The 24,203-nt window shown below is 64.8% G+C and carries 20 protein-coding genes; 9 read left to right on the forward strand and 11 right to left on the reverse strand.

Going from position 1 to position 24,203, the window contains the following annotated elements; translation table 11 throughout:
• Positions 1-25 precede the first annotated feature (25 nt).
• Positions 26-1,372, reverse strand: a complete 1,347-nt coding sequence (locus XnspCFBP7698_RS20095; protein ID WP_039403516.1) for a phosphomannomutase/phosphoglucomutase — start codon at positions 1,370-1,372, stop codon at positions 26-28.
• Between the two features lie 134 nt (positions 1,373-1,506).
• Here XnspCFBP7698_RS20095 and XnspCFBP7698_RS20100 point away from each other — a divergent pair, with 134 nt between their 5' ends.
• Positions 1,507-2,238 (forward strand): CoA transferase subunit A, encoded by a 732-nt coding sequence (locus XnspCFBP7698_RS20100; RefSeq protein WP_104581631.1) that lies wholly within the window; start codon positions 1,507-1,509, stop codon positions 2,236-2,238.
• Positions 2,238-2,861, forward strand: a complete 624-nt coding sequence (locus XnspCFBP7698_RS20105) for a CoA transferase subunit B (RefSeq protein WP_104581632.1) — start codon at positions 2,238-2,240, stop codon at positions 2,859-2,861. The genes XnspCFBP7698_RS20100 and XnspCFBP7698_RS20105 overlap by 1 nt, the downstream gene beginning before the upstream one ends.
• Positions 2,862-2,898: 37 nt before the next feature.
• Here the strand turns inward: XnspCFBP7698_RS20105 and XnspCFBP7698_RS20110 are convergent, their stop codons facing one another.
• On the reverse strand, positions 2,899-5,634 hold the full coding sequence (locus XnspCFBP7698_RS20110; RefSeq protein WP_104581650.1) for a rhamnan synthesis F family protein: 2,736 nt from the start codon (positions 5,632-5,634) through the stop codon (positions 2,899-2,901).
• Between the two features lie 109 nt (positions 5,635-5,743).
• Entirely contained in the window at positions 5,744-7,393 is a 1,650-nt protein-coding gene (locus XnspCFBP7698_RS20115) for an electron transfer flavoprotein-ubiquinone oxidoreductase (RefSeq protein ID WP_104581633.1), read from the reverse strand.
• 125 nt (positions 7,394-7,518) lie between these two features.
• On the opposite strand from XnspCFBP7698_RS20115, the gene XnspCFBP7698_RS20120 reads away from it, so the two are divergent.
• The gene (locus XnspCFBP7698_RS20120) at positions 7,519-8,115 is read left to right on the forward strand and encodes an alpha-ketoglutarate-dependent dioxygenase AlkB (RefSeq protein ID WP_104581634.1); all 597 of its coding nucleotides are present in this window, start codon (positions 7,519-7,521) and stop codon (positions 8,113-8,115) included.
• Between the two features lie 201 nt (positions 8,116-8,316).
• Here XnspCFBP7698_RS20120 and XnspCFBP7698_RS20125 read toward each other — a convergent pair whose 3' ends face one another.
• The 4 genes from XnspCFBP7698_RS20125 to XnspCFBP7698_RS20140 all read right to left on the reverse strand — a co-directional run bounded on the left by XnspCFBP7698_RS20125 (position 8,317) and on the right by XnspCFBP7698_RS20140 (position 12,038).
• Complete coding sequence (locus tag XnspCFBP7698_RS20125) at positions 8,317-8,961, reverse strand: ABC-type transport auxiliary lipoprotein family protein (protein WP_104581635.1); 645 nt, start codon at positions 8,959-8,961, stop codon at positions 8,317-8,319.
• Positions 8,958-9,884, reverse strand: a complete 927-nt coding sequence (locus tag XnspCFBP7698_RS20130; protein ID WP_039412542.1) for an MlaD family protein — start codon at positions 9,882-9,884, stop codon at positions 8,958-8,960. Before XnspCFBP7698_RS20130 ends, XnspCFBP7698_RS20125 begins: the two co-directional genes overlap by 4 nt.
• 2 nt (positions 9,885-9,886) lie before the next feature.
• Positions 9,887-10,723: an ABC transporter ATP-binding protein gene (locus tag XnspCFBP7698_RS20135; RefSeq protein WP_104581636.1), complete on the reverse strand. Its 837-nt coding sequence runs from the start codon at positions 10,721-10,723 to the stop codon at positions 9,887-9,889.
• A gap of 85 nt (positions 10,724-10,808) precedes the next feature.
• Complete coding sequence (locus tag XnspCFBP7698_RS20140) at positions 10,809-12,038, reverse strand: ABC transporter permease (protein WP_179456682.1); 1,230 nt, start codon at positions 12,036-12,038, stop codon at positions 10,809-10,811.
• Between the two features lie 49 nt (positions 12,039-12,087).
• Here XnspCFBP7698_RS20140 and XnspCFBP7698_RS20145 point away from each other — a divergent pair, with 49 nt between their 5' ends.
• On the forward strand, positions 12,088-13,347 hold the full coding sequence (locus tag XnspCFBP7698_RS20145) for a threonine/serine exporter family protein (protein ID WP_039566260.1): 1,260 nt from the start codon (positions 12,088-12,090) through the stop codon (positions 13,345-13,347).
• 60 nt (positions 13,348-13,407) lie between these two features.
• Here XnspCFBP7698_RS20145 and XnspCFBP7698_RS20150 read toward each other — a convergent pair whose 3' ends face one another.
• The 3 genes from XnspCFBP7698_RS20150 to XnspCFBP7698_RS20160 form a co-directional block, all read right to left on the reverse strand.
• On the reverse strand, positions 13,408-13,872 hold the full coding sequence (locus XnspCFBP7698_RS20150; protein ID WP_104581638.1) for an H-NS family nucleoid-associated regulatory protein: 465 nt from the start codon (positions 13,870-13,872) through the stop codon (positions 13,408-13,410).
• Positions 13,873-14,016: 144 nt separating this feature from the next.
• Complete coding sequence (locus tag XnspCFBP7698_RS20155; protein WP_047695002.1) at positions 14,017-15,711, reverse strand: proline--tRNA ligase; 1,695 nt, start codon at positions 15,709-15,711, stop codon at positions 14,017-14,019.
• A gap of 391 nt (positions 15,712-16,102) precedes the next feature.
• Positions 16,103-16,504, reverse strand: coding sequence for a DUF4124 domain-containing protein (locus tag XnspCFBP7698_RS20160; protein ID WP_146093288.1), 402 nt, complete (start codon positions 16,502-16,504; stop codon positions 16,103-16,105).
• A 118-nt stretch (positions 16,505-16,622) separates the two neighbouring features.
• On the opposite strand from XnspCFBP7698_RS20160, the gene pssA reads away from it, so the two are divergent.
• The 5 genes from pssA to XnspCFBP7698_RS20185 all read left to right on the forward strand — a co-directional run bounded on the left by pssA (position 16,623) and on the right by XnspCFBP7698_RS20185 (position 21,836).
• Positions 16,623-17,396, forward strand: a complete 774-nt coding sequence (gene pssA, locus XnspCFBP7698_RS20165) for a CDP-diacylglycerol--serine O-phosphatidyltransferase (RefSeq protein WP_039412527.1) — start codon at positions 16,623-16,625, stop codon at positions 17,394-17,396.
• A 10-nt stretch (positions 17,397-17,406) separates the two neighbouring features.
• A complete protein-coding gene (locus XnspCFBP7698_RS20170; RefSeq protein ID WP_104581639.1) occupies positions 17,407-17,874 on the forward strand; it encodes an alanine acetyltransferase in 468 nt (155 codons plus the stop codon).
• Complete coding sequence (gene rimI / locus XnspCFBP7698_RS20175) at positions 17,871-18,353, forward strand: ribosomal protein S18-alanine N-acetyltransferase (RefSeq protein WP_047694999.1); 483 nt, start codon at positions 17,871-17,873, stop codon at positions 18,351-18,353. Before XnspCFBP7698_RS20170 ends, rimI begins: the two co-directional genes overlap by 4 nt.
• A gap of 965 nt (positions 18,354-19,318) precedes the next feature.
• Positions 19,319-20,452, forward strand: coding sequence for a pectate lyase (locus XnspCFBP7698_RS20180; RefSeq protein ID WP_039412517.1), 1,134 nt, complete (start codon positions 19,319-19,321; stop codon positions 20,450-20,452).
• Between the two features lie 286 nt (positions 20,453-20,738).
• Positions 20,739-21,836 (forward strand): pectate lyase, encoded by a 1,098-nt coding sequence (locus XnspCFBP7698_RS20185; protein WP_228314561.1) that lies wholly within the window; start codon positions 20,739-20,741, stop codon positions 21,834-21,836.
• Between the two features lie 171 nt (positions 21,837-22,007).
• On the opposite strand, the gene XnspCFBP7698_RS20190 is transcribed toward XnspCFBP7698_RS20185, so the two are convergent.
• Entirely contained in the window at positions 22,008-23,981 is a 1,974-nt protein-coding gene (locus tag XnspCFBP7698_RS20190) for a lytic murein transglycosylase (protein ID WP_047694997.1), read from the reverse strand.
• Between the last annotated feature and the right edge of the window lie 222 nt (positions 23,982-24,203).

Consider the following 24,203-nt stretch of genomic DNA (forward strand, 5'->3'; position numbering starts at 1 on the left):
CGTCAAAGTGGGGGAGGATGGTAAATCAACCGCGCAGCAGATCGGAAATCTCTTGCGTACGGCTTTCCAGCAGTGCAGCATCGCCGCGGGTTTCCACGTTCAGACGCAATAGTGGCTCGGTATTGGAGCTGCGCAGGTTGAAGCGCCATTGGCCAAAGTCCGCGCTGATGCCGTCGGTGTAGTCCAGCTCCGGCGACAGGTCGGCGTAGTGCTCCATCACGCGGGCAACCGCGGCCTTGGCATCGGCCACCTTGAAGTTGATCTCGCCGCTGCAGGGGAACTTCTGCATGCGCGCCTCGACCAGATCGGCCAGCGAACGACCGGACTGCGACACCAGCTCGGCAATCAGCAGCCATGGAATCATGCCGGAATCGGCGTAGGCGAATTCACGGAAGTAATGGTGCGCGCTCATCTCGCCGCCGTATACGGCGTTCTCGCTACGCATCTTTTCCTTGATAAAGGCGTGGCCGCTCTTGCATAGCACCGGAATGCCGCCGGCTTCTTCGACCTGCTCGACCGTGTTCCAGGTCAGGCGCGGGTCGTGCACGACCTTGCCGCCCGGCTGCTTGGCAAGGATGGCTTGTGCGAGCAGGCCGACCAGGTAATAGCCTTCGATGAAGCGGCCGGTGTGATCGAAGAAGAAGCAACGATCGAAGTCGCCGTCCCACGCGATACCGAAATCGGCGCCGTGGTCCTTGACCGCCTTGGCAGTGGCGTCGCGGTTTTCCGGCAGCAGCGGGTTGGGGATGCCGTTGGGGAAGTTGCCATCGGGCTCATGGAACACGCGGACGAACTCGAACGGCAGATGCGGCGCAAGCAGATCCACGATCAGGCCGGCGCCGCCGTTGCCGGCATTGACCACCAGCTTGAGCGGCTTGAGCGTGCTGCGGTCCACGTAGCTGAGCAGGTGCTCCAGGTAGGCGGTCTTGTCGGTGCGGCTCTGCTCGGCGGCTGTGGGCTCGCCGGGTGCGGCGGTATCGGCCGCGACGGTGTCGCGGATGGCGAACAGGCCGGTATCGGAACTGATCGGTCGCGCCTGCTCGCGGACCAGCTTCATGCCGTTGTAGTCCATCGGGTTGTGGCTGGCGGTGACCATGACACCGCCGGCGGCCTTGAGGTAATCGGTCTGGAAATAGACCTCCTCGGTGCCGCACAGACCGATGTCGATGACCTCGCGGCCGCTGGCGCGCAGGCCGGCCGAGAGTGCTTCCTGCAGCGCCGGGCTGGCCAGGCGCACGTCGTGGCCCAGGACCACCGGTCCCTGATCCAGCTGCGCCGCCAGTGCCACGCCAATGCGGCGGGCCAAGTCCTCGTTGAGTTCATCCGGCACGCGGCCGCGAATGTCGTAGGCCTTGAAGGCGGGTAGCGTCATGGGCAGTTCCTGGGGTGGGGGACACCCGAGTTTAGCGGGTGCGCCGTGTCTTGGGTGTGGCGGAATTGCGACCGAGGACAGGGAACAGTCAGCGGATAGAATGGCCGCTTCACATCAGCGAGGTGAGGGCGGTGATGCGCAATGATGGACGTGACAAGGCAGCTGGCAAGCGCTACGCCGGTGCCGAGGCGGCGCTCGAGGGCGTGCTGGCCGATGGCCAGACCCTGGCAGTAGGCGGCTTCGGGTTGTGCGGGATCCCCGAGGCGCTGATCGCCGCCGTGCGCGACAGCGGGGTGGGCGGGTTGACGGTGATTTCCAACAACGCCGGGGTCGATGGATTCGGGCTTGGTCAATTATTGGTCACGCGGCAGATTCGCAAGATGATTTCGTCCTACGTGGGCGAGAACAAGGAGTTCGAGCGTCAGTATCTGGCTGGCGAGCTCGAGCTTGAGTTCAACCCACAGGGCACGCTGGCCGAGCGCCTGCGTGCGGGCGGTGCGGGAATCCCTGCGTTCTACACCGCCACCGGCTACGGCACGATCGTGGCCGAGGGCAAGGAGACCCGCGAATTCGACGGCAAGCACTACGTGCTGGAAACCGCACTGCAGGCCGACGTCGCGCTGGTCAAGGCGTGGCGAGCCGATACCGCGGGCAACCTGATGTTCCGCAAGACGGCGCGCAATTTCAATCCGGCCTGCGCCATGGCCGGTCGTGTCTGCATTGCCGAAGTCGAAGAAATCGTGGAGCTGGGCGCCATCGACCCGGACCACGTGCATCTATCAGGTATCTACGTCGACCGCTTGGTGCTCAACGCCACGCCGGAAAAACGCATCGAACAGCGCACCGTGCGCGAAGGACAGCAGTAATGGCCTGGACCCGAGACCAGATGGCCGCCCGTGCGGCGCGCGAACTGACCGATGGCGCCTACGTCAACTTGGGAATTGGACTGCCGACGCTGGTGGCCAACCACATCCCGGAAGGCGTGGACGTGTGGCTGCAATCAGAGAATGGACTGCTCGGCATCGGCCCGTTTCCCACCGAGGACGAAGTGGATGCGGACTTGATCAATGCCGGCAAGCAGACCGTGACCGCGCGCGCCGGCGCCAGTTATTTCGGCAGCCACGATTCGTTCGCGATGATCCGCGGCGGCCATATCGACCTGGCGATCCTGGGCGCAATGCAGGTCACCGACCGCGGCGACCTGGCCAACTGGATGGTGCCCGGCAAGATGGTCAAGGGCATGGGCGGCGCGATGGACCTGGTGGCCGGCGTCAAGCGCGTGGTGGTGCTGATGGAGCACGTCGCCAAGGACGGCAGCCACAAGATCCTGCGCGAATGCGACCTGCCGCTGACGGGCGTCGGCGTGGTGGATCGCATCATCACCGACCTGGCGGTGTTCGATGTCACCGCTGATGGGTTGGTGTTGGTGGAGGCGGCCGACGGAGTGGAGCTGGACGAGTTACGCCAGAAGACAGGCGTGAAAATCTGACGCCTCGACCGTGAGGCGAGGCCGGATGGCCTTCAGGTCATCCGGCCCGAACCAATCCCCGCCCAGTGAATCGGTCGTCGAGTTGCAAATCCCCCAGCCACGGCGCCTGCCAGCGTCCAGAGCCGACGCATTGCAGCGGAATCTGTACCGAAGCTCGATCGAAATCCACTAGGTAGCTTTCCTCCTGCGTAACCCTGCAGACGTCTGCAATAAAGGCTAGCGCACCTTGATGCACCTGCGCGATTGTCGTCCACTGCGCTGGCGATCGCTCCGGACTGGCGTAGACCGCGGTCGTACCCGCGTGCGTACCCGTGAAATGAGAAAACTGCGGCGAAGGAGCGGTGAGAAGTGTTTCCAGAAGCAGGTCGTGGCGCAGGATCGTCGATTGCTCCGGATCCCTTTCGATACGGCCGTCAAAATAGCGGGCGTCTGCCCAGCATTGATCGGAGAGCTTTGTGGCGCGCCCGTTCAATGCAAAATAAGCACCTCCCAGCGGCTGCCCAGTCAATCTTGCGAGATTGGCCTGGATGGTGCCGGAGTAACCTATATCGGCCACCATGGTGGCGCCGTCACCTACGCTCGCTTTCCAGTAATGCAGGTAAGCTGCCCTTTCAGTTTCTGCAAGCGCCAGCAGTTCGTTGATCGCCGGGGCAATCAGTTCCAGCAGCTCGAGATGCATCTCCGGCAGGTAGACATCGCGTTGCATGGCTGGGCGGCCTAGACGACGTTCCAGAATATGCATTGCGTCATCTCCCAGGCGTGCCTGTACCAAGTCGCCCAGTGTCCCGGTGTAGGTGCTGTCCAGCAGCAACGCAAGATCATCCGGCGCATGCAGCGAGGGAGTTCCGGTTCCCCGCCGCGACGCCAGCAGATACTTGCCATGCAGCTGCTGCAGTGAAGCGGACGTTTGTCTTATCAGCTGAAAGCCCTGCTCTAGCAGATGGCCTTCCCGGCTCAAGAACAAGATTGTTTCGATATCGCGTAGCTCCGCCATGCGGATCAGCCAGGCGAGATAATCGAAAACCAGTGGGCCCAGCACCACATAGCCAAGGCAGGCCGGTGAAAGAGTCGGCAAGGGCATCAACGTTTCCGGATGCCGGTCGGCAAGATCGGCGAACCGATTGGCCAGCAGGCCAAGCCACAACTGGTCCTGCCACCGGGCTGCCGCACCCGGTGATGGTCTAAGTGGGCGCAATGCAGGAATCGCCTCCAGCAGCGCAGAGGGGCGAAGCACATGCACTGGTGTCAGCAGGTTGTGCATCTGTGGACGCTGGATGTCTGCGTGTTCGTTGTCGCCGACATGCAGCCACTGCGAGGCATCGATTTTCTCGATGGCTGACAGCTCCTTCCAGGCACTGTCGGCATCCTTGCGCCAACCCGTTTCGCAGGACACATACCAGGCGGCCGGCAGCGCACTGACTTCTGGCGGCAGAACCTGTTGCAGCAGCGGGCTATCCAGATACATGTCCGACAGCGCAACCAGGCGGATGCCACGTTGTTGCAGCTGCGTAGCTGCTGCGATCACACCCCGGCGTGGTTGCAGCAACCGGGCTTCCAGAGCCACTTCCAGAGCCTGAAGGGCGGCGACTGGAAGCCCCTTCGCATCGGGCAGGGCAGCCAGCGTTGCGTAGATGCGCGATAGATCGACATCGCAGCCATGCTGATGGCGCGCTTTCGACTCGGCAAGCTCACGTAGTTCGAGAAAATGCTCTACTCCGAAGCGGCCCGCTATCAGATGGGCAAGATAGGCACGGGCACCGGCCGGATACAGGAACGGCCTCACCACCAAGGTGTCGAAGATATCCAGCGATACCAGTCGAGCCTGTAGAGAGGACAGTGTCAAGCGCGTGGCGATCGGTGTCTCGAGGGAAGCCTGCCAGTTGCGTCCACCTTCGTCGCTGAGTGACAGCGTACCGTCTTGCGGCAAGATGCCGATGCGGTACTGCTTGTGACGCACGACAGCAACGAATATGCGCTCTACCGCGTGGTGCAAAGTGCCGTCGATCTGGCCGTGCTCTTCGGGAAAATCCTTGATGTCTAGATTCAGAGCGTACAACGGCCGCAGCGCATCCACCTTCGCCCAGAACATCGATCCGGCAGGAAAATCGATGTACTCCGAGGGGCTGATGTCGAATCCAAGTTGCTGGGCAAGCGCGCGACAAACGCTGAAATTGCTGAGCCAGGTATGCGCCCACAGCAGCACTCGTTCGTAGCTCTCCGGATAAAGCATGCCAAGCCGCGGCTCGGCCTGAAACATCCCCAGCTGCCAAGCGATGCGCTCCGGGCTCCCCATCAGGGACGCGACCAGGTAGCGGCGCCACTCGCCTTGCTCGCTGCCTGTATATAGCGATTTTTTCGTATGCAGATGGCCGACAACATCCAGTGCAAGGACCTGCTCGCGAAACGTCACCAACAGCGGTGCGATGTCACGGCCGCGATTGGGCACGACGCGTATATCGAGCTTCTCGATCTGTGACAGCTTTGAAAAGCGCTCGCGCGCCTGAGCTGCGGCTGTCTCGTCCATCACCGATACCAGCAGGTCATAGCGCACTGGCATATGCTGGAGTGACTGCGCGAATTCATCGATCAAGTCGGGATAGAAGATGTGCAGCATCACGCCAATCTTGAGCTGCAGTTGCGACAAGGGAGCAGGCGCGGCAAAGGGTTGTTGGTCAGACAAGCGATGAACCGCCTGCTGCGTGCGCCCGGCAAGTTGCAACCGTCCCACCAGGCCACGAATTCCCAGGGCGCGAAGCACCTTGAGAACCCGTATTGCGACTGCGGCTGCGCCCGTGAAACCGCCACCATGGAGCTCCACCGAGCGACGCGCCGCAGCCAGGAGTTTGGAGAAACTGCCGGTCACGCGGTAAGCCACTGGTTACTCACAGATTCTGGTAGTTCGGACCCGAACCACCCTCCGGTGTGACCCAGTTGATGATCTCGTAGGGGTCCTTGATGTCGCAGGTCTTGCAGTGCACGCAGTTGGCGGCATTGATCTGCAGGCGTTTGCCGGAGGGGCTGGCCGTGTCTGCGACCATCTCGTAGACGTTGGCCGGGCAGAAGCGGGTGCAGGGGTTGTCGTACTCTTCCACGCAGCGGGTGGCGCAGATGTTGGTGTCGAGCACCTGCAGATGCACCGGCTGGTCTTCGTCGTGCTCGGTGGCGGCGAAATACACCGCCTGCAGGCGGTCGCGCGGGGCGAGCTCGCGGCTGACGTAGTCGCGCTTGGGTTGTTCGTAGTCGCCGATCTTGCGCAGGGCCGACCAGTCGGGCTTGTTCTTCAGGGTCCACGGCGAGGCGCCCTTGAGGGCGGTCTCCCAGGCGGCGTTGAGCAGGCCGAACCACAGCCCCTTCTTGAAACCGGGCTTGATATTGCGGACGGTCTTCAACTCGGCCATGGCATCGGAGGCGCGCAACTTGGCGTCGAAGCCCTGCGGGGCGAGCTGCGACTGCACCAGATGTTCGGCCGCCAGCATGCCGCTGCGGATCGCCTGATGGGTGCCCTTGATCTTGGGCACATTGAGCAGGCCGGCGGTGTCGCCGATCAGCAGGGCACCCGGCATCTCCACCTTCGGCAGCGACTGCCAGCCGCCGGTGACAATGGCGCGCGCGCCCGCCGACAGAATGCTGCCACCCTCCAGCAGCGACTTGATCAGTGCGTGGTTCTTCCATTGCTGGAAGGCTTCCCACGGCTGATATGCGGGGTCGCTGTAGTCCAGCCCGCTGACATAGCCGAGCGCAATCTGGTTATTGTCCAGGTGATACAGGAAGCTGCCGCCGTAGGTGCGGTTGTCCGCGGGCCAGCCCAGCGTATGCACGATCTTGCCGGGCGTGACGCGGCCTTCGGGCACCTGCCACAGTTCCTTGATACCGATGGAATAGCCCTGCGGGTCGCTGTCGGCCGTGAGGTCGAAGCGCTTGAGCAGGCGCTTGGTCAGATGCCCGCGTGCGCCTTCGGCCAGTACGGTGACCTTGGCACGGATGTCGATGCCGGCGGTGTAGCCGGGCTTGTGCGACCCGTCCTTGGCCACGCCCATGTCGCCAATACGCACGCCCACCACCTGGCCGCTGTCGTCATGCAGGGTCTCGGCAGCGGCAAAGCCGGGGTAGATCTCCACGCCCAGCGCTTCGGCCTGCGGCGCGAGCCAGGCGCACATCGCGCCCAGGCTGACGATGAAGTTGCCATGGTTGCGCATGCCCGGCGGCACCATCGGAAACTTGCGTGCGCTGTCCTTGCCGAGGAACCAGAATTCGTCTTCGGTGGCGGCCACGCAGATCGGCGGCGGGTTGTCGCGCCAGCCCGGCAGCAGGGTATCCAGCGGGCCGGGCTCGATCACCGCACCGGACAGGATGTGTGCGCCGATGGTGCTGGATTTTTCGATCACGCAGACGCTCAGCTCGGGGTTGAGCTGCTTGAGCCGGATTGCGAACGACAGCCCGGCCGGACCGGCACCGACGGTGACGACGTCGTATTCCATGACGTCACGCTCGACCGCCTCTGACGCTTGCGCGCCGATTCCCGCTTCCGACATTGCTCCGCTCCCGTTGGCTCGATGGCTGGTGCGCATTTTCCGGGATTGCATGTGATGGCGGCAAATCGCTGCGATTCATCCGCCGTGGACAGTGCCGCCAGGGGCCTGCGTGCTAGCGTTCGGGGATGAAGATTCCGGTCCCATTGCCGGGCGCGCAGGTGCAGTGGTGGCGCGGCTGGTTGCAGGCGGCGGCGGCCGATGCGCTGCTGCAGACATTGCTGACACAGGTGCAGTGGGAGGTGCACCGCATCCGCATGTTCGGGCGGGTGGTGGATTCGCCGCGTCTGAGCAGCTGGATCGGCGATCCGGAGGCAAGCTATCGCTATTCGGGCACGCAGTTTTCGCCGCAGCCATGGCTGGACGCATTGCAGCCGTTACGTGCTCGTCTGCAGGAAGACATCGGCCGCCTGTTCAATAGCGTGCTGGTCAATCGGTATCGCAGTGGCAATGATGCGATGGGCTGGCACAGCGACGACGAACCGGAGTTGGGCGCCCAGCCGTTGATTGCCTCGGTGAGCCTGGGTGCAACGCGACGCTTTGCGTTCAAACATCGCGACGATGCGGCCTTGAAGCAGACGCTGGAATTGGCGCACGGCGATTTGCTGCTGATGGGTGGCGACACCCAGCGCTGCTACAAGCACGCCCTGCCACGCACGGCGCGGCCGGTGGGGGAGCGGATCAATCTGACTTTTCGGCAGATTGCATCGGCTGCGGCAGGATGACGGTGGTTCGCGGCAGGCGTGAGATCAGGCGTGGGGCATTGCGTGCCCTCATCCGGCGCTGCGCGCCACCTTCTCCCGCTTGCGGGAGAAGGGAGGCGGGTGGATCCCGTCGCGTGCAGGGTGCTGGATCAGATGCCGGTGCAAAGTGCTGGATCTGATGCCGGTTGAGATGCGTCCGGGGCTGCAGGTGGACGTGTGGGCTTACGGTGTGCGTGGCAGCGCCGCACTGTCCTGTTGCCCGGTGGTGAGCGTCCAGCCCACCAGGTCGGTGGTGACCTGGGTCAACGCCTGCTCGAACGCCGCGGCAACCGCTGCCACATCGGTGCCGCTGGAAGGGCGGGCGACCAGGAAGGTCCGCGAGGCGACCACGCGCTGATCCGAGGAGTGCAGCAGCTTGGCGTTGAGTTCGATGGTGGCCGACGGCACCGGCTGGCCGGCGTAATCGGACTCGAAGCGGCGCAGGTCGATCGCCAGTTTGTAGTCCGAGCGGATGCCGGTGCCGATGCGCGCGACCGCCGCGATCTTGCCGGAGTCCTCGAACCCGCGCACGACGCTGTCTTCCAGCATGTCGGTGGCCGGTTGCGCCCAGCCGGCGCCGTGGTAGATCTGCAATTCGCCCGGCGTCGGGCGCACGTTGATGCGCGGGCTGTCGATCACGCGCGCAGCGCTGGGCTTATTGATGGCCAGCTGCCAGGTGACCTGCGGCCAGGACGGATTCGGCGTCACGCGCACGGTGGGCGCGTAGATCGTGGCCGGCTTCTGGTCGCCGCCGGTCAGGACCGAGCAGCCGCCCAGCGCCAGCAACGAGACGCACAGCAGGGGACGCAACACGCGCATGGCAGTCATTTCGGTTCGAACTCCTTGGGTGCGTCGCGGCCGAGCAGGTAGCGCGCAGGGTTGTTGTCCAGTTTGTCGCTGACCCGGCGCAGGTCGCGTATCAGGCCGCGCAATTCGGTCAGCGTGGGGCCGAGCTGGCCCAGCCCGTCGTTGGCAAAACTATTGATGGCCGCGCGGTTCTCGCCAAGGATGTTGTCGGCATTGCCGGCGGCCGAATCCAGCTTGACCAACGTTGCATCGAGCTTGCTCAGGATGCCCGGCAGCTGCTGCACCAGGTTCTGATCCAGTCGCTTGATGGTGCCGTTGGTGGTGGTCAGGGTGGTGTCCAGATTGCGTGCGGCATCGCGCGCGCTGACGATCAGCGCCTGCATGCCTTCGTCGCGATCGGCGATGCCACCGCTGATCTTTTCCAGGTTCTGCAGCGTGGCCGAAATGCTCGCCACGTTCTTGTCCGAGAGCATCTCGTCCATGCGTTCGACGATGCGGTTGGCGGTGTCGGTGATGTTCTGCAGTGCCGACGGCGTGGTCTGGATGATCGGCGCATCGCTCTTGTCGATGGTGGTCAGCGACGGCGCCTCGGGCGTGCCGCCGGAGAGCTGGATGATCGACGGACCGGTCAGGCTGGTGATGGCCAGCTTGGCGCGGGTGTCGCTCTTGATCGGCGTGGTGGAATTCACCCGCACGTGGGCGACCACTTGGCGCGGATCGTTCGGCGCCAGCGTCAATTCGGTGATCGAGCCCACCGCGATGCCGTTGTACTGCACCGGGCTGCCGACCGACAGGCCGGTGACCGCCTCGCGGAACACTACCCGGTATTGCTGCCAGGTGCGGTCGGAGGAGTACTTGGCGGCCCATAGCCCGAACAGCAGCAGGGCCAGGCCAGCCACGATGGTGAAGGCGCCGATCAGGACGTAATTGGCTTTGGTTTCCATGCTCAGGCGGTCTCGGTGGAGTCGGTCTTGGCCGCGCGTGCGGCGCGGGCGCGCGGACCGTGGAAGTATTCCTGGATCCAGGGGTGGTCGAGTTGTTCGACCTCGGCCAGCGGCGCGTTGGCGATCACCTTGCGATCGGCCAGCACGGCGATGCGGTCGCAGATGGCGTACAGCGTATCCAGGTCGTGGGTGATCAGGAACACCGTCAGGCCCAGGGCCTGCTGCAGGGTACGGATCAGGCGGTCGAAGGCGGCCGCGCCGATCGGATCCAGCCCGGCAGTGGGTTCGTCCAGAAACAGCAGCGGCGGGTCCAGTGCCAGCGCACGCGCCAGGCCCGCGCGCTTGCGCATGCCGCCGGACAATTGCGAGGGCAGCTTGTCCAACGCATCGGCCGGCAGGCCGGCCAACTTGATCTTCAGCAGCGCCAGCTCGAAATACCAGCGCTCCGGGAACTCGCCGTGATGTTCCTTCAGCGGCACCTGCACGTTCTCGCCCACGGTCATGGACGAGAACAGCGCGCCGTCCTGGAACAGCACGCCGGTGTTGCGGGTGATCAGCTGCCGGTCGGCGAAGCTGCCCGAACGCGCATCCGCTCCCAGCACGTGGATGCTGCCGGCATCCGGCTCGCGCAGGCCCAGGATGCTGCGCATCAGCACCGACTTGCCGGTGCCCGAGCCGCCGACCACGCCCAGGATCTCGCCGCGACGCACGTCCAGATCCAGTTCCTCGTGCACGGTCTGGCTACCGAAGCGGTTGGTGAGCCCCCGCACTGAAATCGCCAGCTGCTCTTCGTCGGCCTCTGGGGCGGGATTGGGGAGTGGGGATTCGGGATTGGTCAAAGCACTTTTCTCCCGAATACCAGTGCAAGCGCTTTGCGCCTGCTCTGCACGAATCCCAAATCCCGAATGTCCAATCCCGGCTCCATCACCACCCCATCTTCATGAACCACAACGCCGCAATGGCGTCGAGGATGATGACCAAGGAAATCGTCTGCACCACCGAGGAGGTGGTGCGTTCGCCCACCGACTGCGCGGTGCCGCTGACCTTGAGCCCTTCCAGGCAGCCGATCAGGCCGATCACCAGCGCGAACAGCGGCGCCTTCGACAGGCCGACCAGGAAGTGCCGCAACTGGATGGTCTCGTGCATGCGCGCCAGATACATCTGCGGCGGGATGTCCAGGTCGAACGCGCCCACGGTGACGCCACCGGCCAGGCCGGCGATCATCGCGATGAAGGTCAGCAGCGGCAGGGTGAAGATCAGCGCCAGCAGGCGCGGGATCACCAGCAGGTCGATCGGGTCCAGGCCGAGGGTGCGGATGGCATCGACTTCCTCGCGCGATTTCATCGCACCGATCTGCGCGGTGAAGGCGCTGGCGGTGCGTCCGGCCAGCACGATGGCGGTCAGCAGCACCGCGAACTCGCGCAGGAAGGCGATGGACACCAGTTCCACCACGTAAATCTCTGCGCCGAAGTCGCGCAGGATGGTCGAGCCCAGGAACGCGATCACCGCGCCGACCAGGTAGGACAGCAGCACCACCAGCGGCACCGCGTCCAGGCCCACCTGTTCCATGTGGTGCACGGTGGAGGTCAGGCGGAAGCGGCGCGGCTCATGGATCAGCCGCATGATCTTGACCAGGTTCTCGCCGAGAAAACTGTTCAACTCCAGGATGCCCTGGCCGACGCCATGGGTGGTGCGGCCCAGACGGTCCAGCGCGGCGACAAAGCCGTAATCGCGCTTGGGCTTGGGGCGTTCGTCGTTGAGTTCCTCGATGGTGCACACCAGTGCCTGGTGCTCGTCGCGGAAATCGATGGCGTCTTCCTTGAGCCCGAGGCGGCCGGCAAAGCGCAGCAGCTGCAGCACGCCGGCCGAATCCAGTTGCCCGATACCGCGCGCGTCGATGCGGCGCACCCCCTCGGGCACGGTCTGCAACAGTTCTGCCTGGGGCAGGGCGGTCGCCAGGACCCAACTGCCGGCGAGGCGGATCTGTGCCTGATCCTGCGAGTCTTGTTCGATGCGGGGAGGTTGCGGTTTGATCATGGGTGGCCTGTCCGTGGCACCAGCATACAGGGCCGGCGTGAGCGAAAGATGGGGACGCGGCGGCGGCGATCGCCCTGCCTCCGGCAATCGGGGCGCCGGCCACGCGCGCTGCGGCATACACTGGCGGCCTCGCCACACGGCGTCTCTCCGATCCGACCCGCCACGCATGTCCGCTGCCACCGTCGTCTTACCGTCCGCCAGCGCCACCTACGCCCAGCGCGTCGCCTTCGTATCGGAAATCGCCGGGCGCCTGCATTCCTATGGCACCACTGCGCAGCGCCTGGAGGCGGCAGTGGTCGGGCTGTCGCAAAAACTCGGTCTGGACTGCGAGCCCTGGTCCAACCCCACCGGCATCATCCTGAGCTTCAGCGACCCGACCAAGGCGATCGGCTCCAGCGACATCACCCGGGTGATCCGGCTGGCGCCCGGCGAGAACGATCTGTACAAGCTCAGCGTGGCCGACTACGTGGCCGACAGCGTGGCCAATGGGCGCATGAGCATTGCCCAGGGGCACACCGCCTTGCGCCGGTTGGACCGGGAGGTCGATCGGCGCGGCAAGACCATGCAGGTGCTGGCGTTCGGGCTGGCCGCCGCCGGCGTGGCCGGGTTGTGGAAGCTGCCCTGGCTGGACATCGCTACTGCCGGCGCCATCGGCATGTCGATCGGCCTGCTGACCCAGTACACCGACAAGCGGCCGGCGACCAAGGAAGCCGGCGAAGCGCTGGCCGGGCTGCTGGCCGGCGTGGTGGCGGCAGTGGTGGCCTCGCTGGTGGGGCCGTTGAACCTCAATACGGTGATCATCGCCTCGCTGGTGGTGTTGCTGCCCGGCATGTCGCTGACCAACGCATTCAACGAGCTGGCCAGCCAGCACTGGGTGTCCGGGACTGCGCGCCTGGCCGGTGCGGTCACCACGGTGCTCAAACTCACGGTCGGCGCGGTGATCGCGGTGACGCTGACCCAGCTGGTCGGCCTGCACCCACGGGTGGCCGCCTTGCGTCCGCAGTCGGGATGGGTGGAGTGGGCCTCGCTGCTGGTGGCCGCGTACGCGTTTGCGGTGTTGTTCAAGGCCAATCGGCGCGATTATTTATGGATCATGGCCGCGGCAATGTCCGGTTATGTCATCGCGCGTTATGCCGGCCATGCCTGGGGCGGCCCGGCCGGTGTATTCGCCTCGGCCATGGCACTGACCGCCGCCGGGAATCTGTTTGGGCGGGTCGTTCAAAAACCCGGTGCGCTGATCCGGTTGCCGGGCATCATCATGCTGGTTCCCGGGAGTGTCAGCCTGCGGGGATTTTTGACCCTGGTGCAGCAGCAGGATGTCAGTGTCGGACAAGCGGCATTGTTGGCGGTGACCAATATCGTGATGGCATTGATGGCCGGCCTGCTGTTCGGCAATCTGCTGATTCCGGCGCGCAAGAATTTATGAATAAGCCGATCGTCGCCCAATAAAAACGCCGGCAATGCCGGCGTTTTTATTGGTCTGGATTTAAGCGGCCTTGGCTTTCTTGCTGGCGCGCTTGGTTGCCGTCTTGCGTGGCGAGGTCTTTTTTGTCGCTGCCTTCTTCGTAGCACCGCCCACCTTGCTGATCAGAAAGTCTTCCACTTTCTTGCCGGCAGCGGTCAATTCGGCCAGCCAGCGCGGCTGCTTGCCGCGGCCGGTCCAGGTTTCCTGGGCATTGGCGGGGTTGCGGTATTTCGGCGGAACCTTGCCCAGCTTGCGGCCGGCACGCGGGCCCGGCTTGCCGGCAGCGGCGGGACGACCCGGCCCGGCACTGGCGGCGCTACCGAACAATTCTTCGATGGAATACCCCTGGGCTTTTGCCGCACGGGTCAGCTGAGTGCGAACCTTGGCGATCGGGGCGCGCTTGGCAACCACGGTCTGTTGCTTCTTTGCGTTTTTGATCAAGGCGCCCAATTGCTTGGCCGACAGGCCGGTGAGATCGATCGACATCACTACTCCGGAAGAATGAGAGAGAAAGAATGCCGGTCCGTGGCAGCGGCGGCCATGATAATGTCAGAAAACCGGTATGACAAATGCGCCGAAATACTTCGGCGCCTTGCGTTCATCCAATTGGAGCGGGGGTGCGTTGTTTGATCAACGGCCCAGGCGGGAGAATAATCCGGCCTTATCCAGGTTTTCTGCCGAATCGGCGGTGCGGGCGCGATATTCAAATGTGCCGGCGGCCAATCCCCGTTCCGAGACCACCACCCGATGCGGAATGCCCAATAATTCCATATCGGCAAACATGGCACCCGGACGTAGACCGCGGTCGTCCAGTGCTGCATCGATGCCGGTGGCAATCAATTCGTCCAGCAATGCCTGGGCGGCGGCCACCACGCTGGGGTCCTGTTTGGGATTGATCACGCACACCACCACCTGCCACGGCGCCATCGGCGCCGGCCAGATGATGCCGGCCTCGTCGTGGTTCTGTTCGATCGCTGCGGCAACGATGCGCGAAATGCCGATGCCGTAGCAGCCCATCTTCATCACTGCGGCCTTGCCGTTTTCGTCGATGACGGTGGCCTGCAGTGCCTGTGCGTACTGGCTGCCCAGCTGGAACACGTGGCCGACCTCGATGCCGCGCGCCAGACGCAGTTCGCCGCCATCGGCGGCGCGCTCGCCTTCGACCACGTTACGCACATCGGCCACCGTCTCCGGTTCCGGCAGGTCGCGGCCCCAGTTGACGCCGACCAGATGCGCGCCGACCACATTGGCGCCGACCACGAAATCGGCCATTGCCGCGACATCGCGGTCGGCGACCACGCGCACCGGGCGCGCAGTGTTCACCGGGCCCAGGAAACCCGGCTCGCAGCCCAGGTGCTCGCGGATTTCGGTTTCGTTGGCCAGGCGGTAGTCGGCCAGGCCAGCCACCTTGCCCAGCTTGATCTCGTTGACCGCATGGTCGCCGCGGACCAGCACCAGCACGAAGCCGGCCTGCGTCATCACCGCCACCGACTTGACCGTGCGCTGCAACGCGATGCCCAGCAGCTGTGCGACGTCTTCGCAGGTCTTCTGGGTGGGCGTTGCCACCTGCTGCATCGCTTCGCTCGCGTCGGGGCGCGCGGCAGGCAGTGCGGCGCTGGCGGTTTCCACATTGGCCGCGTAATCGGACCCGGTGGAGAACGCCAGCGAGTCTTCGCCGGAGGCGGCGATGACGTGGAATTCCTGCGAGGCGTCGCCGCCGATGGCGCCCGAATCGGCCTGCACCGCGCGGAACTCCAGCCCCAGGCGGGTGAAGATGCGGGTGTAGGCGGCGCGCATGTTGTCGTATTCGCGCGCCATGTCCTCGTCGGTGAGATGGAAGGAGTAGGCGTCCTTCATCAGGAACTCGCGCGCACGCATCACGCCAAAGCGCGGGCGGATTTCATCGCGGAACTTGGTCTGGATCTGGTAGAAGTTCAGCGGCAGCTGCTTGTAGCTGTTGATCTCCTGGCGCGCGAATTCGGCCGCGGCTTCTTCGGCGGTGGGGCTGTAGCAGAACTCCTGCTCCTTGCGGTCCTTGATCTTGAGCAGCTGCCCGCCGAACTTTTCCCAACGGCCGGTGGCGTCCCACAGCTCGCGCGGCTGGATGGTGGGGAACAGCACTTCCACCGCCCCGGCACGGTTCATTTCCTCGCGCACGATCGCCTCGACCTTGCGCAGCACGCGCAGGCCCAGCGGCGACCAGGTGTACAGCCCGGAGGCCAGCTTGCGGATCATGCCCGCGCGCAGCATCAGACGGTGGCTGACCAGCTCGGCGTCGGCCGGGGTTTCCTTGGTGGTGTGCAGGTGGAACTGGGAAAGACGCATCGGGCTTCGCTTGGGCGGAAAGCCCATAGTTTGCCAGTCTCGCGCCCTGCCGGTCATCGCCGGGCGCGCTTTGCCGGTGGTCGCCGGCCGGCAGGGCCGTTGCCCGGCGGCTCTCGGGCGCCCTGGCCTACGCTCGCGAGTGCCTCGCCAGGGGAGCGGCCGTGCGCAGACATCGGCAGTGGGCGAGCCATCCGGTGCCGGTTCAAGGTGGTCATCACGCGAGCCCGGAGATCGTGCAATGGGTCAGGCCACTGCGGCCATTCCGGTATTGCAGTCGTGCTCCCAGGACGTCAGCCGCGTGGATGCTTCCGGTATTGGCAGCATGACCGGTGCATGGGCCTCGGTCCGCAGGCAGGACGGCGCCGCTCGTGCGCTGGCGATGCCGTCCAGCTCAGGTGGCCGGGGTGCCGGTGGCTGCCGGCTTGCAGTAGGCCTTGACGGCGGCGTCGGCAAGATTGCGCTGCGCTGCGCGGGCGTCCGCATCCAGCACCGCGCCGGGCTTGCCGTCGGCGCCGGCGCTCATGCTCACCTCGCCCTTGCCGCTGAGCAGCTCCAGGTTGCGGCGGGCGGTCAGGCAGTCGGCCGACTCGGGCGCGGTGGTCTCCGGGGCCGCAATGGCGGCGGTGCCGCTGCGCGCATCGATCCGGCGCGCCTCATAGCGCTGGCCGCTCGGTGGCGGGGTTTCGGTGTAGTGGGTCACGCCCTTGGCGTCCTTCCACTTGTACAGATCGGTAGCGCCGGCGGTGGCGCTGACCAGCAGCAACAGGGCGCAAAGCCCGGACGGCAGGTGCATGTGGCTTTCCCCTGGATGATTCCCGCCGCGATTGCAGCATCCGGCGCCTGCCCTGGCAAGTGATCGCGCGTGCAGGGCGCGCTACCGCCGGACGGACCTCAGGCCCTACACTTGGCGGATGGATGAAATGAGACCGCCTCCGCGCTCGCGCACGATTTACCTGCTGCCGAACCTGTTCACCACCGCCGGGCTGTTTTCCGGGTTCTACGCCATCATCGCCGCCGCCAATGGCCAGTTCGTGCAGGCGGCGATGGCGGTGTTCGTGGCTGCGGTGATGGACGGGCTGGACGGCCGGGTGGCGCGCCTGACCAACACCAGCAGCGAGTTCGGCGTGCAGTACGACTCGCTGGCCGATCTGGTCAGCTTCGGCATGGCCCCGGCGCTGGTGATGTACCACTGGTCGCTGTCGGCGCTGAAGTACGACAGCAACGTGATGGGCCGGGTTGGCTGGTCGGCTGCCTTTTTGTATGCAGCCTGCGCGGCGTTGCGGCTGGCGCGCTTCAACACGCAGGTCGGGGTGGTGGACAAGCGCTGGTTCATCGGCTTGGCTAGCCCGGCGGCGGCGGGGCTGATGATGTCTTTTGTGTGGGCCTTTGCCGACGACAGCCTGGGCTTCGATGGCGAGCAGCTGCGCTATGTGGCGCTGGCCGTCACGGTGGTCTCGGCGCTGTTGATGGTCAGCCGGATCCGCTTCTGGAGCTTCAAGGGTGGCGCACGCGGCCCGCGTGCCGACCGTGTGCCGTTTCTGGCGTTGGCCATCGCCACGGTGGTGATCGCGTTGCTGGTGATCGATCTGGCGCGCTCGCTGCTGGTGATCGGCGTGTTGTATGCGTTGTCCGGCCCGGTGATGTGGCTGTGGCGGCGCTGGCGGCGCGTGCCCGAGCTCCCGTGAGCCGGCGTCCATGAACCAGGCAGCCAGCGAACCGGTGTGGTCCGATCTGCAGGTGTCGTGCCTGCAGGCGATGGGGCACACCGTGTATCTGGACCGTGATGCGGCCGATGCGTTGCCTGCACCGGTGGACGTGGCCGACAGCGCGCCGGTGTCGGCGCCAGTGCGTGCGCCACGCGCACCGCAAGCCGCACCGGCTGCCAGCACATCGCCGCGGCGTCCGGCGCCTGTTGCGCCGGCCGAGCCGCCGCGCGTCCCGGACACCACCGCCACGACCGCGCCCCAGCGGCGCAGCCGTGTCGGTTTGCCCGATCGCCTGCAGATGGCGCTGTTGCGCGCGTCCGGTTGCAATCCTGGTGATCCCAGCACCCAAGCCTTGATGGCGTCCTGGCCGTTGGCCGAATTGCGTGGCAACCCGGCCGCCAAACGGGCGCTGTGGCCGCAGCTGCGCGCGTTGCGTCGTCGCCAGGACCCGGCATGAGCGCGATGAACGCGCCGCTGCCCGCCACGTTGCGTGCCATGCGCGAAAGCGATCTGGACGTGGTGATGGAGATCGAGCTGCGCGCCTACCCGTTCCCTTGGACGCGCAGCATCTTTCGCGATTGCCTGCAGGCCGGTTACCCGGGATGGGTGATGGAGCAGGCTGGCCAGGTCATCGGCTATGGCGTCATCAGCGTCGCTGCCGACGAGGCACATGTGCTCAATGTCTGCATTGCGCCCGAAGCACAATCGCAAGGGCACGGGCGAGTGCTGTTGCGCGCGTTGATCAAGGGCGCCTGCGACCGCGGCGCGCGGCGCGCATTTCTGGAAGTACGTCCATCCAATCCGTCGGCGATTGCGCTGTATCACTCCGAAGGCTTCAACGAGATCGGGCGGCGTCCGCGGTACTACCCCTCCCACACCGGCCGCGAGGATGCGTTGGTGATGGCGATCGAGTTGTTCTTCGAAGGCTTCTCCTGAGCGAGCGCGGCAGTCCTGCCATGGCGGGGCGCTGTGCGTTGACTTGAGTGCGGATCGGGCGCGCATCGGTGCGATGCGAGAGGCGCAAGCGTACGCGTGAGAAGACCACGATCCTGGCGATGGACACGGCTCGCCATGGCAGGTAGAGCAGCGAACGAGACGGCTACGTGCACCGCCAGGCGGGCGCGGCCGGTGCCCGAGATGGACAGCTATCTGTCGATTCCGGGTCCTGCATGCCGCCCGCACCACACGACGGCTGCTCGCGACATTTCGCTGAGCGCTCGTGAAACATATGTGCACCGTTGCGCCGCATGCGTGCCGCTACGGATGCTGCGCTTGGTCGCAGGCGAGGCGGTCCAAACGCGCTGATGGACCGCATCATCGCCAGCAGTTGCGGTGAGATGCTTCGTCTGCGATCACGGCGTCTCTTGCGTGCCTTGCGTCAAGCACCCGTGCGCAGGATGTCTCGGCCGGATCGCGCACGCCACGTGGGTCTGTCGGGATACGTGTCGCTTATGCAGCGCGTCGACGAACTTCCAACGCGCACGGCATCACCGGTTGCATTATCGCGGCAACCACATGCGCAGCGATTGAACGCGTGGCAAGCGACACGTCACTGCGCACTGCACGCAGGTTGACGCTGCCTGCGTGTGATCGCAGCGACACCCGGTATCCGACCCATGCACGGCTGCACTGCGACACGCATCATGTTGCGTTGCAGTGTCCTTGGCGCTGTCCTCGCGTGTCTTGATTGCAGCGTTTTGTCCTCTCTCGTGTGTCTCGCAACCGTTTGCGTGACTGCGCGTGCATATCGATGCATTGCCTAGATACAAGCGATTGCGATGCTCCTAGTATCGGTGGCGCGGAACTGAAAATTACAAACCTGAAAAGTACGTTCCGTAGTCGATAGACGAGGGATGTGCCGCTGCGCGGTGCATCGAACCCATTCGAGGGAGACATCCAAGATGAAGCCGAAATTGTCAACGGCGGCCGCCGCGTCGCTGTTTGTCGGGTCGTTGCTGCTCACCGGCGTTGCCTATGCCGATCCTGCGCTGGAAGTGGCAACCACCGGGTGGGCAACGCAGAACGGTGGCACCAAGGGCGGTTCGAAAGCCGCCGCCGCCAACATCTACACGGTCAAGACTGCTGCGGAATTGAAGAACGCGCTCAAGGCCAGCGTGGGAAGCAACGGACGCATCATCAAGATCAGCGGCATCATCGATATCAGCGAAGGCAAGGCCTATACCACGACGGCCGATATGAAGAGCCGCGCACGTCTGGACATCCCGACCAAGACCACGCTGATCGGCATCACCAGCAACGCCGAGATCCGCGAAGGCTATTTCTACGTCAAGGCCAACGACGTCATCATCCGCAACATCACCATCGAAAATCCGTGGGACCCGCAGCCGGTGTGGGACCCGGATGATGGCAGTGCCGGCAACTGGAATTCCGAGTACGACGGCCTGACCGTGGAAGGCGCCACCAATGTGTGGGTGGACCATGTCACCTTCACCGACGGTCGCCGCACCGACGACCAGAACGGCACCGCCAACGGCCGCCCCAAGCAGCACCACGATGGCGCAATGGACGTCAAGAAAGGCGCCAACTTCGTGACCATCTCGTACTCGGCGTTCAAGTCGCACGAGAAGAACGACTTGATCGGTTCCAGCGACAGCGCTTCCAGCACCGATAGCGGCAAGCTCAAGGTCACCATCCACAACACCTTGTTCGAGAACATCTCCGCGCGTGCGCCGCGGGTGCGCTTTGGCCAGGTGCATCTGTACAACAACTACCACGTGGGCAGCACCAGCCATAAGGTGTACCCGTTCTCGCACGCACATGGCGTGGGCAAGGAGTCGAAGATCTTCTCCGAGCGCAATGTGTTCGACATCAGTGGCGTGAGCAGCTGCGACAAGATCGCCGCCGACTACGGCGGCAGCGTGTACCGCGACCAGGGCTCGCTGCTCAACGGCAAGGCACTGAGCTGCTCGTGGAACAGCAACATCGGCTGGACCCCGCCCTACACCTACAGCCTGTTGTCGGCCGACAAGGTCGCCGCCGACGTCAAGGCAAAAGCAGGCGCCGGCAAGCTGTAAGCGATCGCACCTTCGACAAGACGTGCCACATGCAGTGCGCGACGACGCGTGCTGCATGTGCTGCGGAGTCATTCCAAAAACGCAGGTGCAATATGTGCGAAATGTACTGTTAAAAAATGTACATACGCATTAGCATCGGACGGGCTCGCTAGGGGACTGGCCTGATGGCCTGGGCGAGCGCACGGGGAGCACACCGCATGGCGGTGTGCCATGCACCACTCATTCAAGAGATTTGATCACCATGTCGAAAGCATCGACTGTTGTGGGACGTACCGTTGTGGGCGTCATGTTGAGCGCCACGTTGTTGTCGACCACGGCCCACGCCGCCGACCCTGCGCTGGAGGTTGCCACCACTGGTTGGGCCACCCAGAACGGTGGTACCAAGGGCGGTTCCAAGGCGGCAGCCGCGAACATCTACACCGTCAGCACCGCAGCACAATTGAAGGCCGCATTGAAGGCCAGCGTCGGCAGCAACGGGCGCATCATCAAGGTCAAGGGTGTCATCGACATCAGCGAAGGCAAGCCCTACACCAAGACCTCGGACATGAAGACGCGTGCGCGCCTGGACATCCCGACCAAGACCACCTTGATCGGCGTCGGCACCAATGCGGAAATTCGCGAGGGCTATTTCTACGTCAAGGCCAACGACGTCATCGTGCGTAACCTCACCATCGAAAATCCGTGGGATCCGGAGCCGAAGTGGGACGCCGACGATGGCGACAAGGGCAACTGGAATTCCGAGTACGACGGCCTGACCGTGGAAGGCGCCACCAACGTGTGGGTGGACCATGTCACCTTCACCGATGGTCGCCGCACCGACGACCAGAATGGCACTGCCAACGGCCGCCCCAAGCAGCACCACGACGGCGCGATGGACGTCAAGAAAGGCGCCAACTTCGTGACCATCTCGTACTCGGCGTTCAAGTCGCATGAGAAGAACGACTTGATCGGTTCCAGCGACAGCGCTTCCAGCACCGATAGCGGCAAGCTCAAGGTCACCATCCACAACACCTTGTTCGAGAACATCTCCGCGCGTGCGCCGCGGGTGCGCTTTGGCCAGGTGCATCTGTACAACAACTACCACGTGGGCAGCACCAGCCATAAGGTGTACCCGTTCTCGCACGCACATGGCGTGGGCAAGGAATCGAAGATCTTCTCCGAGAACAATGCCTTCGATATCAGCGGCGTGAGCAGCTGCGACAAGATCGCTGCCGACTACAAGGGCAGCGTGTACCGCGACCAGGGCTCGCTGCTCAATGGCAAGGCGCTGAGCTGCTCGTGGAACAGCAACATTGGCTGGAAGCCGCCGTACACCTACAACCTGCTGTCTGCCAACAAGGTCGCTGCAGACGTCAAGGCCAAGGCCGGTGCCGGCAAGCTGTAACCAGGTGCAGGCAACGCGGTGACGGCTGCAACGCCGAACAGCAACACCCAACGCCCGCAACATTGCGGGCGTTGGTCATTCTGAGCCTGGGTATTCGCCACGACACGCTGCGCACTGGCGCAGCGCAGCCATTCAGCCCCATCGCCGCCTTGTCTGCTGGCCGACGCGTCCTCAGTCCTGCGCAGTGTTGCTCGGGCCCTGGCCTGGCGCGCAGACCGGCTTCTGGCGTTTGTCCACCAGCTTGCCCATCAGGCGATCGCTGAGCGGGAGCATGTCGCCGTTGAGTTGCCAGTCGTAGATCACGCTGAAGGCCAGCACGCGCGCAACATAGTCGCGGGTTTCCTTGTAGCTGATGGTCTCGATCCAGAAGTCCGGCTCGAAGCCGGGGCGCTGCGATAGCCAACGGCCGGTCGGGGCGGGGCCGGCATTGTAGGCGGCGATGGTGAGGTAGGGCAGGCCGTAGGTGTTGAGCAACTGACGCAGGTAGGCGGTGCCGATGGCGATATTGGTGTCAGGCTCGTACAGGCTGGCGGCGCCGGCATAGCCGGGCAGGGCGATCCCCTTGGCCACCGCCGCGCCCGTGCCTGGCAGCACCTGCATCAGGCCCATCGCATTGGCGGGCGAGCGTGCGCGCGGATTGAAGATGCTCTCGGCACGGATCTCCGCGGCCACCCAGGCCGGGTCGATCGCATTCTTGGCGGCTTCGCGACGAATGCTGTCGTCGTGATGCAGCGGGAAGCGCAGCGAATACAGCCGCTGCTCGTCCGGTTGCTTGCCAAGTGCAAACACCGCGCGGTCGAACCAGCCGTTGTCGCTGGCCACTTCCACGGCCAGACGGCGCTGGGTGTCATCGAAGCGGCTGGCGGCATCGTTCCATTCGGCCACCGCCCAGCCGGGGCGGTCGATCTGGAACAGGGCGATCGCGCGCATCAGTGCGGGATCGCGTGCCACCGCGGCCTTGGCCTGCGGGCTGTCCTTGGGCTCCCATGGGCATAGCCGATACGGTTGCTGCACCCGGTCGGCCGCCAGGAAGCCGTGGAAGGTGGGCGACTGCGCCGCTGCGCGATACAGCGGCTGTGCAGCGGCGGCCGCGCCGGTCTTTTCGGTGAGGCGCGCTTCGAAATACTGCCAGCGTGAGTCGGCGCGTTGGCTGGCCGGCATCTTGCGGATTGCTGCCAAGGCCGCGGGCCAGTCGCCACGCGCCATCGCCTCGCGTGCGCGCCATTCGTGCAGGCGTTCGTCATAGGCGCCGTCGGGCACCGCATTGAGCCGGCGCGCCGAGTCCGGCAGGTAGGAGGCCACTGTCCAGAGCGCGATCTGATACAGCACCTGGCCGCGTTGCGCGTCGCTGAAACCCAGCGCGCTGGCCAGCGGCGGCAACTGTTGTTCGGCAGCATCGGGGTCGCTCTTGGCGAGCTTGGCCAGGCCATCGACGGCGATGCGGCGGCTGCGTTCGGTCCTGGGCCAACCCAGTGCACGCGGGTGGACCTTGTCGAGAAAGGCAGCGTAATCGGTTGCCAGCGCCAGATCAGCTGCCGGCAAGCCGCGCGACGCGGTACGCATCACTGCAGGCAGCTGTGCATCGGCGGCGGCTTCCACGCGCTCCCAGCGCAGCGCCGGGGTCAGATCGCCGCGCGCATCCAGGGCGGCGATGACGGGTTCGCAGGCATCGGGCAGGGCCTTGCCGTTGCGCCACAGCCCCAGCGCGTCGCGGCTCCACTGCGCGTCCATCCGTCCGGTGGCTTGCCGCGCCGTGAGGTGTGCGCAGCGCAGGCCCGTATTGTCGGTGTTCTTCCAATTGGCCAGCAGCGTGGTCCAGTCCTGACGCCGTGCCACTGCGGGCAGCCAGGTGCTGCGGAAAGTCTCGGCCACCGGCTGGCCGGCGTAGCGCTGCAGAAAGCTCTGCGCCTGCGCGTTCGAGACGGTGTCGATGCTGCGCTTGAGGGTGGCGAACTCCAGCCAGCCATACAGCGGATGGCGGTTCAAGGCAGTGAGCTGGGCGGGATCGGACTGGCCGCGCTCCGCCGCGGCGATGGCATCGCGCATCGCGGTCAGCTGGGGATCGAGGGTTTGCGCATGCAAGGCGGTGCTGCCAAGGCACAGCAGGCCGGCGAGGAGAGCGGCGAAACGGGGGGCAGAAGTCATCGCGTGATGATACCGAAGCAGGGCTGAGCACCTGAGTGAACGCGCGAGACAATCATGCCGGCGAACCATGCAGCCCTGACCATGGTCCTCACGCTGTGGCGGCAGCGCGGCGTCATGGCGATCGCCCCATCGCCATCGCCATCGCCGTCGCCGTCGCGCGAAATGTGCAGACGCTGGCGCCAGGTACAGGCCGGCGCTGAGCGCGACACACATCGCAGTGCT

The sequence above is a fragment of the Xanthomonas sp. CFBP 7698 genome, from assembly GCF_003600855.1.
Lineage (GTDB): Bacteria > Pseudomonadota > Gammaproteobacteria > Xanthomonadales > Xanthomonadaceae > Xanthomonas > Xanthomonas cannabis.